This is a genomic window from Cupriavidus respiraculi (assembly GCF_914271545.1).
GTDB classification, from domain to species: Bacteria; Pseudomonadota; Gammaproteobacteria; order Burkholderiales; family Burkholderiaceae; genus Cupriavidus; species Cupriavidus respiraculi.
This window is the reverse complement of record NZ_CAJZAH010000001.1, coordinates 911,866-927,234: the sequence shown is the minus strand read 5'-3', so window position 1 is coordinate 927,234 and position 15,369 is coordinate 911,866. Positions and strand designations below refer to the sequence as shown.

Genomic DNA, 15,369 nt, shown 5'->3' with positions numbered 1-15,369 from the left:
GTCTACTGAGCGCTGCGGCATACTGCGGACTATCGCCCCGACACGGAAATTCTTTCCGATGACTGCCCGTACCGCGAATCGAAATGTCCGCCAGGCGGACGTTGGCCGGCGCCCGGCCGAGGACGGCACCCGCGCGCTGCGCCGTGGCCTGGACCTGCTCGACGCCATCCTTGCGGCCGGACCCGATGGCCTGCGCGTGGTCGAGATGTGCCGCGCCGTCGCGCTGGAGCGGCCCACGGTGTACCGCCTGCTGGCGACGCTGGTCGATTGCGGCTATGTCGCGCAGCGGGGCCGCTGGCACTATGTCGGCGGGCCGCGGCTGGCGGCCGTGCCGCAGCGGGGCGCGTCCACGGATCTGGCCGCCAGACTCAAGCCGGTGCTTGCCCAGATCAGCGGCGGCTGCGGCGACGCGGCATTCGCCATCGTGCGCGACGGCGCGCTGTCCCACTGCATCGCCCGCCACGTCGGCACGCATCCCGTGCAGGTGCTGGTGATCCAGGTCGGCACCCGCCAGCCGCTGGGCGTAGGCGCGGCGGGGCTCGCGCTGCTGGCCGCGCTGCCGGATGGGCAGGTGGAGGAAGTCATCGCCGCCAATGCCGACACGCTCGGGCGCTACGGCGGCATGACGGCCGAGCGCATGCGCATCCTGGTGCGGGCTACTCGCGAGCGGGGCTGGTCGGTGATCGGGAACCATGCCACGCGCGGCGCGCTGGCGGTCGGCATGGCAGTGCGCGATCGCGGCGGGGAGCCGGTGGCCGGCATCAGCGTCGCAACGACGCTGGCCCGCATGCCGCGCGAGCGCCAGCAACTGATCTCGCGGCTGATCCGCGAGGCGGTGGGCACGCTGTTGCCCAAGGGCCTGTAGCCGTCCTCGGCGCCTTCTAACGACATGCGGAATGCTTCGTTCCCACGCGCTGCGCGCGGGAACAACAATGCTTGTCCCGCCCGCGCATGAGGCCGCGCGCGGCTTTGCAGTCTTTCCCAGTGAAACGCACGGACGAAGCCATGAATCATCCCCGCGAATATCCCGCGGCAACCGCCGCGCCCGCCGCGAGGCTGCCGGACCCCGCCACCGTGCGGCGCATCGCCGGCGACGCCGAGGCCATCGAGACCGCCCACGAACTGGCGCGCGAGTTCGCGGTCGAGGCGTCGCTGCGGGACCGCGAGCGCCGGCTGCCATGGGCCGAGCTGGAACGCTGGTCCGCCAGCGGCCTCGGCGGCATCACGGTGCCGTGCGAGTTCGGCGGTGCGCAGGTTTCCTATGCCACGCTGGCGGAGGTCTTCGCCATCGTGTGCGCCGCGGATCCGGCGTTGGGCCAGATCCCGCAAAACCATTTCGGCCTGCTGGCCGTGCTGCGCGAGATCGGCGGCGAACGCCAGAAGCGGCGCTTCTATGGCGAGGTGCTGGCGGGCGCGCGGCTCGGCAATGCCGGTCCCGAACGCCGTTCCGCCACCAGCAAGACCATCCTGCAGGGCACCACGCGGCTGACGGCCACGCCGCAGGGCCTGCGCCTGAACGGGCGCCGCTTCTATTCGACCGGCGCGCTGTTCGCGCACCGGGTGCCCACGCGCGCGCTCGACGACGAGGGGCGCGCGGTCCAGATATGGACGCCACGCGAGGTGTCCGGCCTGACGGTGATCGACGACTGGTCCTCGTTCGGCCAGCGCATCACGGCAAGCGGCAGCGTGGTGTTCGACAACGTGCCGGTCAACGCGGACGACGTGCTGCCGCTGTGGCAGCTGAGCGATCGGCCCGGCCTGTCCGGCCCCACCTCGCAACTGATCCAGGCCGCCATCGACCTGGGCATCGCCGAAGGCGCGCTGGCCGATACGCTGGCCTACGTGCGCCAGCACGCGCGGCCATGGGTCGATTCGGGCTGCGAGCATGCCACGCAGGACCCCTACATCATCCAGGACGTGGGCCGCTTGCAGATCGACGTCCATGCGGCCCGCGAGGTGCTGCTCGACGCCGGCCGCGTGCTGGACGAGATCGCGGCCGGACCGGTCGATGCGCAGGCGAGCGCGCGCGCGTCCGTCGCCGTGGCCGAGGCCAAGGTGCTGACCACCGAGGCGGCGCTGGAGGCGAGCGAGAAGCTGTTCGAGCTGGCCGGCGCGTCGGCCACCCGGGCCGGGCACAACCTGGACCGCCACTGGCGCAATGCCCGCACGCACACGCTGCATGATCCCGTGCGCTGGAAGACCCACCTGATCGGCAACTACTACCTGAATGACATCCTGCCCGCCCGGCACGCCTGGAACTGATATGCCCGCACTTCTTGAGCCTGCGCCCACCGCCAACGAACCCGCCAGCGCGCCACCGCCGCCGCGCCCGCCGGCGCGCCTGGCCGACGATGCCGACGCCATCCGCACGGCCCGCGAGCTGGCCGGCGCGTTCGCACGCGACGCGGTGGCGCGCGACCAGGCGCGCCGCCTGCCGTGGCGCGAGCTGGAAGCCTTCACCGACAGCGGCCTGTGGGCCATCACCGTGCCGCGCGACCATGGCGGACCCGGCGTAAGCAGCGGCACGCTGGCAGAGGTCGTGGCGACGATCTCCGCCGCCGACGGGTCGCTGGGACAGATTCCGCAGAACCATTTCTATGCGCTGGAGGTACTGCGCGTGGGCGGCACCGAGGCGCAGCAGCGCTTCTTCCACGAGCGCGTGCTGGCCGGGGAGCGCTTCGGCAACGCGCTGGCCGAGATCGGCCACAAGGACTTCAAGCGCCGTACCCGCATCGAGCCAGACGGCGATGGGTGGCGGGTCAACGGCAACAAGTTCTACTGCACGGGCGCGCTCTACGCGCACTGGATCCCCACGCTGGTGGTGGCGCAGGAGGCGGGGCGGGAGGTGACCTATCTCGCCTTCGTGCCGCGCGGCGCGCAGGGCGTCTCCATTGTCGACGACTGGGATGGCTTCGGGCAGCGCCTGACCGGCAGTGGCTCCGTCTCGTTCGACAACGTGCGCGTGGAGCGCGAGTGGGTGGTGCCGTTTCTCGCTTCGTTCGAGCGTCCCACGTCCATCGGACCATTCGCGCAGCTGCTGCATGCCGCCATCGACCTGGGCATCGGCCGCGGCGCCTTCGACGCGACGCTGACGTTCGTCCGTGAGCGGGCGCGCGCATGGGTGGGCGCGGGCGTGGAACGCGCGGCGGACGACCCGCTGACCATCCACCAGGTGGGAGACGTGGCCGTGCGGCTGCGCGCGGCCGAGGCGCTGTTGCGCCGCGCGGCCCGCGCCGTCGACGTGGCGCGCGGCGCGCCCGACGAGCGCAGCGTGGCCGAGGCCTCCATCGCGGTGGCGGAGGCGCGCGCGCTGACCACCACGGCGTCGCTGCTGGCCAGCAACAAGCTGTTCGAGCTCGGCGGCACCGCGGCCACGCTGGACCACCAGGGACTCGACCGCTTCTGGCGCAACGCCCGCACGCACACGCTGCACGATCCGGTGCGCTGGAAGTACCACGCGGTGGGCAACTTCCATCTGAACGGAAAGCTGCCGGCGCGGCACGGAGCGTTGTGATGGCGCACAAGAAGACGATCCTGCTCAACGCGTTCAACATGAATTGCGTAGGCCATATCAACCATGGCCTGTGGACGCATCCGCGCGATCGCTCCACCGAATACAACACCATCGAATACTGGACCGACCAGGCCCGCACGCTGGAGCGCGGATTGTTCGACGGCCTCTTCCTCGCCGATATCGTCGGCGTCTACGACGTCTACCAGGGCAATGTCGATGTGACGCTGCGCGAGTCGATCCAGCTGCCGGTCAACGACCCGATGCTGCTGGTGCCGGCCATGGCCGCGGTGACGCGGCATCTGGGCTTCGGCGTGACCGTGAACCTGTCGTACGAGCCGCCCTACCTGCTGGCCCGACGCTTCTCCACGCTGGACCACCTCACGCGCGGGCGCATCGGCTGGAATATCGTCACCGGCTACCTCGACAGCGCGGCACGCGCGATGGGCGTGCAGGCGCAGCTGCCGCACGACCAGCGCTACGATCGCGCGGACGAATACCTGGACGTGATGTACCAGCTGTGGGAGGGCAGCTGGGAGGATGGCGCCGTGCGGCGCGACAAGGCCGCGCGCGTGTTCGCGGACCCGGCGCGCGTGCACCGCGTGCGCCATGAGGGCGCGCACTATCGCGTCGACGGCTATCACCTCGCCGAGCCGTCGCCGCAGCGCACGCCGGTGCTGTTCCAGGCCGGCAGCTCGGGCCGCGGCCAACAGTTCGCCGCGCGGCATGCCGAGTGCGTTTTCATCTCGCCGCCCAACCGCGAGGCGGCCCGCAACACGGTAAAGGCGCTGCGAGAGCAACTGGTGGCGGCCGGGCGCCGCCCCGACGACGTCAAGGTATTCGCCGGCGCCGCCGTGGTCACCGGCCCGACCGAGCAGCAGGCGCGCGCAAAGCACGCCGAATACAAGGACTACGCCAGCCGCGAGGCGGGCCTGGCCCATTTCGCGGCCAGCACCGGCGTGGACTTCGGGCAGTACGATCTCGATGCCCCGGTGGACTATGCGGGCGGCAATGCCATCGAGTCGGCGAGCCGCACCGCGCAGCAACAGGGCTGGACCCGCCGCAAGCTGCTGTCGCTGTTCGAACTCGGCGGGCGCTACCCGGCCCTCGTCGGCGATCCGGCGCAGGTTGCGGATGAACTGCAGTCGTGGGTGGAGGACACCGGCATCGACGGCTTCAATCTGAGTCGCACCGTGGTGCCGGAGAGCTACGAGGACTTTGTGGATCTGGTCGTGCCGGTGCTGCAGGAGCGCGGGGTCTACAAGACCGCGTACGCCGAGGGCAGCCTGCGGCGGAAGCTGTTCGGCGAGAGCGACCGCCTGCCCGCGCGCCATGCGGCGGCGCAATTCCGGCGGTCATGACGCACGTGCCGCCGTGCTAGCAATGACAAGGCCCCGCGCTGCGGGGCCTTGTCTCATCCGGACCGTGGTCGTCCGGCTCGTTCATGCCGCCCTGGCGAGGGCCGCCTGCGCGCTGGCGGGAAACAGTGGCGTGGCCCGGTCGGCGGCAAGCCGGATCCGCTCGATCAGCGAGGCGCTGCGGATCGTATGGTCATCGAAATCCGCCTGGCTGGCGTACACCCCGATGGGCAGCGTCAGCGCCTGCAGGAAGCCGAACAGCGGGCGCAGCTGATGTTCGAGCACCAGCGCGTGACGGTCGCTGCCGCCGGTCGCGGCCAGCAGCACGGGCTTGTCGACCAGCGCCTCCTGTCCGATCAGGTCGAACAGCTGCTTGAAGTGCCCGGGATAGGAGCCGCGATAGACCGGTGCCGCCACAATCAGCAGGTCGGCCTGCTCGATGGCCTGCAGCCGGGCCTCGACCGGCGCCGGCAGCTCCGTGCGCCACAGCGCGCCGCCCAGCGGCCGCGCGATGTCGGCAAGGCTCACGACCTGCGCATCGATGCGGAGGCGCGTGCCGACTTCCTGCAGCAGGGCATTGACCAGCGCCAGCGTGCGCGAGGGTGTTTGGGTGCTGCCATTGACGGCAACTACGTTCAGAGGCTTGGACATCCGAGAACTCCGGAATAGGCGTGATGACGGTGAAAGGCGCCCCGCGGCGCGCCAGGGAGCGACCGCATCACCTTAGCGCAAGGGGCGCCGGCAACGAACGACGCGTTTCGCCTATCCATAGACGGGCGCATCGCATAACGCAGGCTCATGAATGGCACACCAGCCCGTCCTGCAACTGGCTGGCTTCGAAGCCGACATTGGCGGCGCGGTGCTGCCGCGCCTGCAGCAAGGCGCCATTGGCCTTCCACTGCCGCACCGCCTTGTCCAGCCAGGCCAGCGAGCGCGCATCGGCCGCGCGCAGCGCGATCTGCGCGGTGTCGTTGTCCGGCGGCAGTCCGATATCGAGGCGGCGGTAGAAGCGCCATTCGGGCGTTCGCATCAGCCGCGCGATGGTCAGCTCGTCATCCGCGAGCCCGTGGCATTCGCCGGCCATGAACGCGGCCACGGCCTGCACCGCCGCGCCATAGGACCGCACGACGGCGCCGTGCCGCTCGGCCAACGTACGCGCATGGGGACTACCGGCCGGCACGCAGATGCGCGCGCCATGCAGATCGGCGGCATGCGCGACCGGGCCGCCGCGCAGTACGACGAGCGCGCCGTTGCCACCGGTGTAGGCGGTCGGGATGCGGGCCTGAGCGCCTTCGGACACCGACGGCGCTCCCGCGATGGTCAGGTCCGCCACAGCCTCGCCAGCGCCGGCCATCACCAGCCGCAACGGCAGCCCTAGCCGCGTGGCGACGAAGTCCGCCATCTCCGCATCGAAGCGGTCGGGCTCCAGCGGCGCCTGCGCGCCCACGACGGTGGGCCGGCGGTAGTGGCGGACCGCCACCACCAGTTCGCCACGGGCCGTCGCCGCCTGCAGCACGGGGCCGATCGCCTCGGGCGAAGTCGGTGGCAAAGACGCCGACGCGAGCAGCGGGTGATGCGCTAACGCGGTCTGCCATGCGACAGGAAGACGTTCCGGCAGATGCGGCAGGCGCGGCATCCAGACGGGCGCGGCCAGCCATGACGCGGCGGCCACCAGCGTGGCCACGGCCGCGATGCCGGCCACGCGCCGTGCAACACGCGCCACCGGTCGCGGCGCGGCCGGGCGCGCCGGGTCGGAGGTCTCCCACTCGCAGGCCGCGCACGCGGCCACGCCTCGCTCAGCCATTGAGGGTCAGGCCCTTGCGCCAGCGCGTGAGCCGATGCTCGACCGCGGCGAGCACGTAGTTGAGCAGCAGGCCCAGCAGCGCGAGCAGCAGGATGCCGGCGTACATGGTGGGGATCTGGAACACCTCCTGCGAGTTCAGCGTCAGGAATCCCAGCCCGGCATGCGCGCCGATCATCTCCGCGGCCACCAGCGCGGTAATGCAATAGGTACCCGCCAGCCGCACGCCGGTGAAGATCGACGGCAGCGCCGCCGGCAGCACGACCTTGCGGAACACGAAGGGACGCGACGCGCCCATCGATCGCGCGGAGTCGATCAGCAGCCGGTCCACCTGCTTGACGCCGCCGATCGTGCTCAACAGCACCGGCCAGAACGACGCCCAGAAGATGATGGCCACCTTGGACAGCTCCCCGATGCCGAAGAACAGCACGAACACCGGGAACAGCGCGAAGGCCGAGGTTTGCCGGAACAACTGGAGAATGGGATCGACGACGGCCTCGAATCGGCTGAACCAGCCCATGAGCAGCCCCAGCACAACGCCGAAGCCGATGGCGGCGAACAGGCCCCACAGCGAGCGCTGCAGGCTGGCGACGACATGCTTGAGTAGCGTGCCGCTGGTAATCAGCTCCCACAGCGTAGGCAGGATCTGCGACGGCGGGCTCAGGTAGGCCTGGCTGACGATGCCAAGCCGCGGCACCAGCTCCCACAGCAGCAGGAATGCCGCGATGCCGATCAGGCCGAGCGTGCGGTCCCCGTGGCGGATGACGGTAGTGGTGGCGCTCACAGTGCCGCTCCTTGCGCGTGGGTGCCGGCCGGCGCGGCGGGTTCGGCGGGCGCGCGTTCGCCCGGATTGGCCGTGGCGCCGAACGGGCGTGGCGCCGCGGCGGGTTGGGTCAGTTGCACTTCGTCCTTCAGGATGTCCCACGCCTGCTGGCGCAGCTTGATAAAGGCGTCGGCATGCCGCAGCTCCGGCGCACGCGGGCGCGGCAGCGGCACGTCGAGGATCTGCTTGACGGTGCCGGGCCGGCGCGTCATCACCACGATGCGGTCGGACAGGAAGATCGCCTCGTCCAGGCTGTGCGTGATGAAGACGATGGTCTTGCGGTACTGCTCCCAGATGCGCAGCAGCTCGCCCTGCAGGATCTCGCGCGTCTGCGCGTCGAGCGCCGCGAACGGTTCGTCCATCAGCAGCACGTCGGGCCGGTAGGCCAGCGACCGGGCGATGGCAACACGCTGCTTCATGCCCCCCGACAGTTCGTGGGGATAGCGATGCCCGAAGCCGTGCAGCCCGACCAGTTCGAGGTATTCGCCGGCAATGCGGTTGCGCTCGCCGCGCGGTACGCCGCGGATCTCCAGGCCGAAGGCGATGTTCTCCAGCACCGTGCGCCACGGAAACAGCGCGTAGCCCTGGAACACCACGCCCTGGTCCGGGTTGATGCCGGCAAGCGGCCGGCCGCCGATGGCAATGTCGCCGCCGGTGCGGTCGGTGAGGCCGGCAAGGATGCTGAGGAAGGTGGACTTGCCGCAGCCCGACGGGCCCAGGATCGACAGGAATTCGCCGTCGCGGATGTCCAGGTCGAACTCCCGGAGCACCTCGACGCGATCCGGCTGGCCCTGTTCGTTGCGCACGTTGTACTCCATGCGCACGTTGCGTGCGGTGATCTTGTTCGTCATGCCGCGCCGCTCCGGCCTGGCGCCACGGCCCCGGTGGCCTTGGCGCCGGCGAACGGGTTGAACTCGTTGGTGTAGATGTCGCGCACGTTGACCTTCCCCTTGGCCAGCTTGCCCTCGTTCTCCAGCACGTCGATGTAGTACTGGATCGGCGGTTCGGTGACCACGAGATTCTCCACGTAGGCATAGCGGTCCACGTAGTCGAGCTGCAGCTTGATGCGGTCGGAGACGAGCTTGCGCGCGTCTTCGGGATTCGCATTGACCCAGTTCGCGGCTTTGGCCAGCGCGGTGACGACGTCGCGCACGGCTTCGGGATGCTCGCGGATGAAGCGGCCGTGCGCGCTGTACGGCTGCATGCCGCCCAGCCCGCCGTCGAGGTCGAAGTCGCTCCACAGCCGCACCAGCTTGTCGGCATGGTCGGCCCGGCCGGAGAAGGGCGCGTGGATGATGGCCATGTCGGTGTTGCCGGTCACCAGCGTCTGCTCCGCCTGGTCGTCGGGAATGACGACGAACTGGATCTTGTCCACGTTGACGCCCTGCTGGCGCAGGTAGGTCTTGGTGACGAACTCCGCGCAGGCGCCGAAGCTGTTGATGCCCACGGTCTTGCCTTCGAGGTCCTTGGGCGCGCGGATGCCGGAGGCCTTGCGCACGAAATACTTCATGTGCGGCGCGTCCTGAAGCGTGCGGTTGCCCGCCGCCACGACCTTGATGTCGGCGCCGCTCGCCACCGCGGAAATCACCAGCGGCACCATGCGGGAGCCGAAGTCGATCTCGCCCGTGCCGGTCAGCGGAATGATCTGCGGCGCGGCCACCTTGCCGACGTACTTCGGTCGCGTGGTGGTGCCCTCGAAGTAGCCCAGCTGCTCGGCGAGATAGACCAGGTCGAAGGTGGGGTTGTCCGGATACTTGAACTCGACCTTGTCCCCCGTCTTCTTCACCACCGAGGGCGCCTTGCCGGCGGCCGCCGATGACGGGGCCGACTTGTCGCGCGAGCACCCGGCGAGGGCCAGGCCGCTGCCGCCGAGCAGCGCGAGGGATCCGAGGCGTTTCAGTGCCCCGCGGCGGGCGCGCAGGGAAGGGTCGGTGGCGTGCATGGAGATTCCTGAACGGTGGAGGCAGATCCGGGGTGCGGCCTGCCGTTGGTATCGCCGGATGGCGTGGCTCTGCGGCCACTGTATCGCCCGGCTCGCGCCGGCCGGAACGAACGATTTCGCAGACCCATATGTGTTCGGCGCGCGGCGAACGCGAGGCGTCGACGGGATCGCGCCGCTTATGCGCGGAGCACACATGGATGGGCGAAACCCTTCGTTCCCGTGGCCGCCCCGGCTCGCTACTCTCGACTGCCAACGCCGCGCGCCGCATCGCGCGCAACGCGGCATCGACACATGCAACACCTCACCACAAGGGCACATATGCAGGTCTTCTGGTTCATTCCCACCCATGGGGACAGCCGCTACCTAGGCACCTCGGAGGGCGCGCGCGAGGTCAGCTTCGACTACCTGAAGCAGATCGCCGTCGCCGCCGACACGCTCGGCTACGAGGGCGTGCTGATTCCGACCGGACGCTCGTGCGAAGACCCGTGGGTCGCTGCCTCGGGCCTGGCGGCCGTCACGCGCCGGCTGAAATTCCTGGTCGCGGTGCGCCCGGGACTGATGACACCGACGCTGGCCGCGCGCATGGCGGCCACCTTTGACCGGATCTCCGGCGGCCGGCTGCTGGTCAATCTGGTGACCGGCGGCGACGTGGCGGAGCTCGAGGGGGACGGCGTGTTCCTCGACCATGCCGCGCGCTATGAAGCTTCGGCCGAATTCATCCGCATCTGGCGCGACGTGCTGGCGGCAAGCCACGACAGCGGCGAGGTGAGCTTCACCGGCGGGCACCTGTCGGTCAAAAGCGCGCGCGTGCTGTATCCCCCGATCCAGCGGCCCTATCCGCCGGTCTACTTCGGCGGATCGTCCGAGGCCGCGCACAAGCTCGCCGGCGAGCAGGTCGACACGTACCTGACCTGGGGCGAGCCGCCCGCCGATGTGGCGAAGAAGCTCGCGGACGTGCGCGCCGAAGCGGCCCGCCACGGGCGCACCGTGACCTTCGGCATCCGCCTGCATGTGATCGTGCGCGAGACGGACGCCGAAGCATGGGCGGCCGCCGAATCGCTGATCAGCCGGCTCGACGACGAGACCGTGTCGCGTGCGCAGGCCGTGTTCGCCAAGATGGATTCCGAGGGCCAGCGCCGGATGGCGGCGCTGCATGCCGGCGGCAGCAAGCGCACACGCGAGGCGCTGGAGGTCAGTCCGAACCTGTGGGCCGGCGTGGGCCTGGTGCGCGGTGGCGCGGGCACCGCGCTGGTGGGCGATCCGCACACCGTGGCCGAGCGCATGCGCGAGTACGCCGAATTGGGCATCGATACGTTCGTGCTGTCAGGCTACCCGCATCTGGAAGAGGCGTACCGCTTTGCGGAGCTGGTGTTTCCGCTGCTGCCGCGCGCGGTGCGCGACAAGCTGCCGGGGCAGGTGCTGTCGGGCCCGTTCGGCGAAGTGATGGCCACCGGCATCGTGCCGCGTGCCTCGCAAAGCTGACAGGGGCCGCATGCATACGAATCCTCTGGAGCAGGCCGCGCTAGACCTCGCGGCCAGGCTGCTCGCCCGCAAGGCGCGCGGCCTGGCGGGCGTGCCGGGGCGTTGGCGGCGCTGGCTGCCCTGGCTCCGCCGCCACTGAAACGGAGCCCCGGGGGCTCAGTGGAAGCGGGGCCGCGGCACCGCGTCGAGCAGCGCGCGCGTATAAGGATGGGCCGGCCGCTCCCAGATCTGCCGCTGCTCGCCCGCTTCGACCAGCTGGCCGTGCTGCATCACCAGCACGCGGTCGGCGATATAGCGCACCACGCCAAGGTCGTGGGAGATAAACAGGTAGGACAGTCCGAACTCCCCCTGCAGGTCCGCCAGCAGGTTCAGTACCTGGGCCTGCACGGAGACATCGAGCGCCGAGACGGGCTCGTCGCAGATCAGCAGCCTGGGCTTGAGCACGAGGGCCCGCGCGATCCCGATGCGCTGCCGCTGGCCACCGGAGAACTCGTGCGGATGGCGGCGCAGCGCCGTGGCGGGCAGGCCGACGCGATCCAGCATCGCGGTCGCACGGCGGGCCCGTTCGCGGCGATCCGCGACGCCATGGATGCGCAGCGCGCCGTCCAGCAGTTCCGCCACCGTGCGGCGCGGGTTCAGGGAGCCGTATGGGTCCTGGAACACCAGCTGCATCGCTCCACGCAGCGGCCGCATGGCATTGCGGTCCAGCGGCACCAGATCGACGCCGTCGAAGCGGATCGCGCCGGACTCGGCCTGCGTCAGCCGCAGGATCGCCTTGGCAAGGGTCGATTTGCCGCAGCCCGATTCCCCGACGAGCCCCACCGTTTCGCCCTCGCCGATGGCGAATGACACGCCGCGCACCGCGTGCACGTCGCTGGACGCCGTCGTGTGGCGCACATGCAGGTTTTCGACCCGCAGCAGCGGGGCCTGGTCCGCGACGCGCGCGCGGGCTTGTTGGTGGACGGGCGGCCGCTCCAGCCGGAATGCCACGGCCGCGCCATCGCCCTGGCGCTCGACCCGGATCTCGGGCAGGCGCGCGTGCCGGTAGTGCGCGTCCTGCGAGAAACTGAGCGAGGCGCCGAGCAGGCCGCGGGTATAGGGATGCGAAGGCGCTTCGAACAGCGCCTGCGTCGTGTTCTCCTCCACCTTGATGCCGTCGTGCATGACGGCCACGCGGTCGGCCCATTGCGCGACGACGCCCAGGTCGTGGGTGATCAGCAGCATGGCCATCGACAGCTCGCGCCGCAGGGTGTCCAGCAGTTCCAGGATCTGGGCCTGCACCGTGACATCGAGCGCCGTGGTCGGTTCGTCCGCCACCAGCAGGCGCGGCGAGCAGGCGATCGCCATGGCGATCATCACGCGCTGGCGCTGGCCTCCCGACAGCTGGTGCGGATAGGCATGGAAGCGCCGTTGCGGCTCGGGCAGGCGCACCTGTTCCAGCAGTTCGACGGCCCGTGCGCGCGCGGCCGCCGGCGACAGCGGCAGATGCAGCCGCAACGCCTCCACCAGCTGCGCGCCCACCGAGCTCACCGGATTCAGCGACGTCATGGGCTCCTGGAAGATCATCGAGACGGTGTTGCCGCGCAGCCCGACCATGGCGGGCTCGTCCAGGCTGGCCAGGTCGCGCCCGTCAAGCAGGATGCGTCCGCCTACCTGCGCCGCGGGCGGCAACAGCCGCAGCAACGACAGCGCGGTGGTGGATTTGCCGCAGCCGGATTCGCCGACCAGCGCGACGGTTTCGCCGGCCGACACGTCCAGATTCAGGCCCGACACGGCGGCCCGCTGCGATGGCGGGCCCGGATAGCGGATGGTGAGGTCCCGCAGCGAAAGCAGTGGTGACATGGCGATCCCTGGATGAATGCGGGCTCAGTGGGCGCCGTGGACTTCGGCGGCCAGCAGTTCCGGCTCGACCTGGATCTCGAGCGCTTCGTTGAAGCGGGCGAAGAACGCGCACAGCGCGGCACGCAGCGTCAGTTCGACGATCTGGGCCTCGGAGAAGCGCGCCCTCAGGGCGTCGACGAGCGTGTCGGTGACCCGCTGGGTGGTGACCTGCACGGTGTAGTCGCGCACCAGCAGATCGGTGGCGTCGAATCCCGGCACCTCGGGCTCCAGGATGCGTTCGATCGCCTCGGCCGTGACGCCCAGCGCTTCGAGCCGCGGCTCATGGTGCTGGATGCAGTAGTGGCAGGCATTGAGGCGGGACGCCGTGACGAGCACCACCTCCAGATGGCGGCGGGAAATGAGGCCGTCGCGCGCGAAGTCGAGCAGCAGGCCGAACAGATGCTCGACCGCGGGCGGCCGGTGCGCCAGTACGCGCAGCATGTTGCCGAAGGCGCCGTACTCCTGCTCGACTCGTTCGAACACCGCGCGCGCCGGGGCGGGCAGGGACGTGGGATGGATGTCGGCGACACGGGCCATGGAAGGACTCCTGGAAAGCGTTGGGAAGGAAAGATGCCCGCGTGGGCGAGACCGGACGGTCAGCGCCCCCGCGGATCGAAGGCCGCCGCCAGGCCGTCGCCCAGCAGATTGAGCGCGAGCACCGTGACGACGATGGCCGCTCCCGGCAATGCGGCCACATACCAGTCGGTGCGCAGCACCTCGCGGCCGGCGCCGACCATGTTTCCCCAGCTCGCGACGTTGGGGTCGCCCAGGCCGAGGAAGGCCAGGCTCGATTCGGTCAGGATGGCCGTGGCCACCATCAGCGAGGCCGACACCAGCACGGGCGTGAGCGTATTGGGCAGGATGTCGCTGAGGATGATGCGAAGGTCGCTCGCGCCCAGCGCCTCGCTGGCCAGCACCATGTCGCCGTGGCGCAGCCGCATGACTTCGGCGCGAACCAGGCGGGCCAGCCCCGGCCACGAGGTCACGCCGATGGCGAGCGCGATCTTCCACAGCGAGGGCTGCGCCACCGCGACGATGGCCAGCGCGAAGAGGAACGACGGAATGGTCTGGAAGAAGGTGGTGACGGTGTCGATGGCCCGATCGACGCGGCCGCCATGGAATCCGGCCGCGAGGCCGCCCGCCACCCCCAGCAGCACGGCGATCGCGGTGGATACGCCGGCGATCAGCAGCGAGGCGCGCGCGCCGTGGAACAGTCCGGCCAGCAGGTCGCGGCCCAGCATGTCGGAGCCCAGCGGGTACGCGGCATCCTGTCCCGGCCGCAGCAGCGGTTCGGTGGCCATGTCGAGCGGATCGCCGGGAAAAAGCCAGCCCGCGCACAGCGCCGCGGCGAGCACCAGCGCCAGCAGTACCCCGCCGACCACGGCGCTGGGCGAGGCCGCGATGCGCCGGGCAGTGCGACGCAGCGCGCCGTCGCTGGCGTGTGCCTGGACCGGCGCCGCCGGAACGAGCGCGGGAATGGGGGCTGGGGACGAGTGGGTTCGGGACATGGTGTCGAGTCGGGCCGTGAAGGGGAGGGATGCGGCGAATCACGCGAGCCGGATGCGTGGGTCGACACGGGCATAGACCAGGTCGACCAGCCAGTTGACGGCGATCACCACCACCGAACTGCACAACAGGATGCCCAGCAGCAGGTTGTAGTCGCGCTGATAGAGGGCCTCGAAGGCCATGCGGCCGAGGCCGGGCCACGAGAACACCGTTTCCACCAGCACCGCGCCGCCGATCACGGAGCTCGCCTGCACACCGATCATCGTGATCAGCGGCAGCAGCGCATTGCGCAAGACATGCGCGGCGAGCACGCGGCGCGGCGGTGCGCCCTTGGCCACGGCGGTCCGCACGAAGTCCTGGCGGCGCACGTCTATCATGCTGGCGCGCATCAGCCGCACGTACACGGCCATATAGAACAGGCCCAGCGTCAGCGCCGGCAGCACGAGGTGGCGCGCCACGTCCAGAGCATGGCGCCATCCGCCAAGGTCGGCTTCGACCGTGAACATGCCGCCCACGGGAAGCCAGTCCAGCCACAGCGAGAACACCAGCACCAGCAGCAGGCCGATGCAGAACAGCGGCGTGGCGAAGAACAGCAGCGCCAGCGTGGACACGAGGGTATCGAGCGGCCGCCCGGCGCGGTACGCGGCGAGTGCGCCCAGCGCGGCGCCGGCCACCACCGCGAAGGCGATGCTCGCCCCCATCAGCAGCAACGTGGCGGGCAGGCGCTGCACGATCAGATCGAGCACCGGCATGCCCTGGCGGAACGAGAAGCCCAGGTCGAGCTGGACCAGATGCCACAGGTACTTGCCGAGCTGGACCCACAGCGGCTGGTCCAGCCCGAACTGGGCCCGCAGCGCGGCGAGATATTCCGGCGACGCCGCGCCGGCCTCGCCGGCGATGACCTGCGCGGCGTCGCCGGGCGCAAGCCGCAGCAGGAAGAAGTTGACGATGGCCATGCCGAGCACGATGCCGGCCGCATGCGCGAGCCGGCGCCACGGCGCACGCGAGCGGCCGGCCGTCTGCCGCGCGGGCGCGGCGGTGAGGGTGGTGGTCATGTGCCGATGC

15 protein-coding genes are annotated in these 15,369 nt (G+C 70.3%); 6 read left to right on the top strand and 9 right to left on the bottom strand.

Annotated elements, in window-relative coordinates; all coding sequences use genetic code 11:
* The first annotated feature begins 58 nt into the window (after nt 1-58).
* The 4 genes from LDO27_RS04125 to LDO27_RS04110 all read left to right on the top strand — a co-directional run bounded on the left by LDO27_RS04125 (nt 59) and on the right by LDO27_RS04110 (nt 4,872).
* On the top strand, nt 59-865 hold the full coding sequence (locus LDO27_RS04125) for an IclR family transcriptional regulator (RefSeq protein WP_224039848.1): 807 nt from the start codon (nt 59-61) through the stop codon (nt 863-865).
* A 140-nt stretch (nt 866-1,005) separates the two neighbouring features.
* Nucleotides 1,006-2,262 (top strand): SfnB family sulfur acquisition oxidoreductase, encoded by a 1,257-nt coding sequence (locus LDO27_RS04120; RefSeq protein ID WP_224039847.1) that lies wholly within the window; start codon nt 1,006-1,008, stop codon nt 2,260-2,262.
* 1 nt (nt 2,263) lies between these two features.
* Nucleotides 2,264-3,514, top strand: coding sequence for an SfnB family sulfur acquisition oxidoreductase (locus LDO27_RS04115; RefSeq protein WP_224039846.1), 1,251 nt, complete (start codon nt 2,264-2,266; stop codon nt 3,512-3,514).
* Nucleotides 3,514-4,872 (top strand): LLM class flavin-dependent oxidoreductase, encoded by a 1,359-nt coding sequence (locus tag LDO27_RS04110; protein WP_224039845.1) that lies wholly within the window; start codon nt 3,514-3,516, stop codon nt 4,870-4,872. The genes LDO27_RS04115 and LDO27_RS04110 overlap by 1 nt, the downstream gene beginning before the upstream one ends.
* Nucleotides 4,873-4,953: 81 nt before the next feature.
* Here the strand turns inward: LDO27_RS04110 and msuE are convergent, their stop codons facing one another.
* The 5 genes from msuE to LDO27_RS04085 form a co-directional block, all read right to left on the bottom strand.
* Nucleotides 4,954-5,520 carry an FMN reductase gene (gene msuE, locus LDO27_RS04105; protein WP_224039844.1) on the bottom strand — a complete coding sequence of 189 codons (567 nt, stop codon included), beginning with the start codon at nt 5,518-5,520 and terminating at the stop codon, nt 4,954-4,956.
* Nucleotides 5,521-5,665: 145 nt separating this feature from the next.
* The gene (locus tag LDO27_RS04100; protein ID WP_224039843.1) at nt 5,666-6,673 is read right to left on the bottom strand and encodes a type 2 periplasmic-binding domain-containing protein; all 1,008 of its coding nucleotides are present in this window, start codon (nt 6,671-6,673) and stop codon (nt 5,666-5,668) included.
* Nucleotides 6,666-7,433, bottom strand: a complete 768-nt coding sequence (locus tag LDO27_RS04095) for an ABC transporter permease (protein ID WP_224040803.1) — start codon at nt 7,431-7,433, stop codon at nt 6,666-6,668. Before LDO27_RS04095 ends, LDO27_RS04100 begins: the two co-directional genes overlap by 8 nt.
* A gap of 17 nt (nt 7,434-7,450) precedes the next feature.
* Entirely contained in the window at nt 7,451-8,344 is an 894-nt protein-coding gene (locus tag LDO27_RS04090; protein WP_224039842.1) for an ABC transporter ATP-binding protein, read from the bottom strand.
* On the bottom strand, nt 8,341-9,435 hold the full coding sequence (locus LDO27_RS04085; RefSeq protein WP_224039840.1) for an ABC transporter substrate-binding protein: 1,095 nt from the start codon (nt 9,433-9,435) through the stop codon (nt 8,341-8,343). Before LDO27_RS04085 ends, LDO27_RS04090 begins: the two co-directional genes overlap by 4 nt.
* A gap of 318 nt (nt 9,436-9,753) precedes the next feature.
* Here LDO27_RS04085 and ssuD point away from each other — a divergent pair, with 318 nt between their 5' ends.
* Together ssuD and LDO27_RS25575 are read left to right on the top strand one after the other, a co-directional pair.
* The gene (gene ssuD, locus LDO27_RS04080) at nt 9,754-10,917 is read left to right on the top strand and encodes an FMNH2-dependent alkanesulfonate monooxygenase (protein WP_224040801.1); all 1,164 of its coding nucleotides are present in this window, start codon (nt 9,754-9,756) and stop codon (nt 10,915-10,917) included.
* 10 nt (nt 10,918-10,927) lie between these two features.
* Nucleotides 10,928-11,056, top strand: a complete 129-nt coding sequence (locus tag LDO27_RS25575) for a hypothetical protein (RefSeq protein WP_290368798.1) — start codon at nt 10,928-10,930, stop codon at nt 11,054-11,056.
* Nucleotides 11,057-11,073: 17 nt separating this feature from the next.
* Here LDO27_RS25575 and LDO27_RS04075 read toward each other — a convergent pair whose 3' ends face one another.
* Genes LDO27_RS04075 through LDO27_RS04060 form a run of 4 tightly spaced genes read right to left on the bottom strand, consistent with a single transcriptional unit; the run spans nt 11,074 to nt 15,359 of the window.
* On the bottom strand, nt 11,074-12,759 hold the full coding sequence (locus tag LDO27_RS04075) for an ABC transporter ATP-binding protein (RefSeq protein WP_224039838.1): 1,686 nt from the start codon (nt 12,757-12,759) through the stop codon (nt 11,074-11,076).
* A 24-nt stretch (nt 12,760-12,783) separates the two neighbouring features.
* Nucleotides 12,784-13,335, bottom strand: a complete 552-nt coding sequence (locus LDO27_RS04070) for a carboxymuconolactone decarboxylase family protein (RefSeq protein WP_222206895.1) — start codon at nt 13,333-13,335, stop codon at nt 12,784-12,786.
* Nucleotides 13,336-13,394: 59 nt separating this feature from the next.
* A complete protein-coding gene (locus tag LDO27_RS04065) occupies nt 13,395-14,306 on the bottom strand; it encodes an ABC transporter permease (protein WP_224039836.1) in 912 nt (303 codons plus the stop codon).
* 39 nt (nt 14,307-14,345) lie between these two features.
* Nucleotides 14,346-15,359 (bottom strand): ABC transporter permease, encoded by a 1,014-nt coding sequence (locus LDO27_RS04060; protein ID WP_224039834.1) that lies wholly within the window; start codon nt 15,357-15,359, stop codon nt 14,346-14,348.
* Nucleotides 15,360-15,369: the final 10 nt, after the last annotated feature.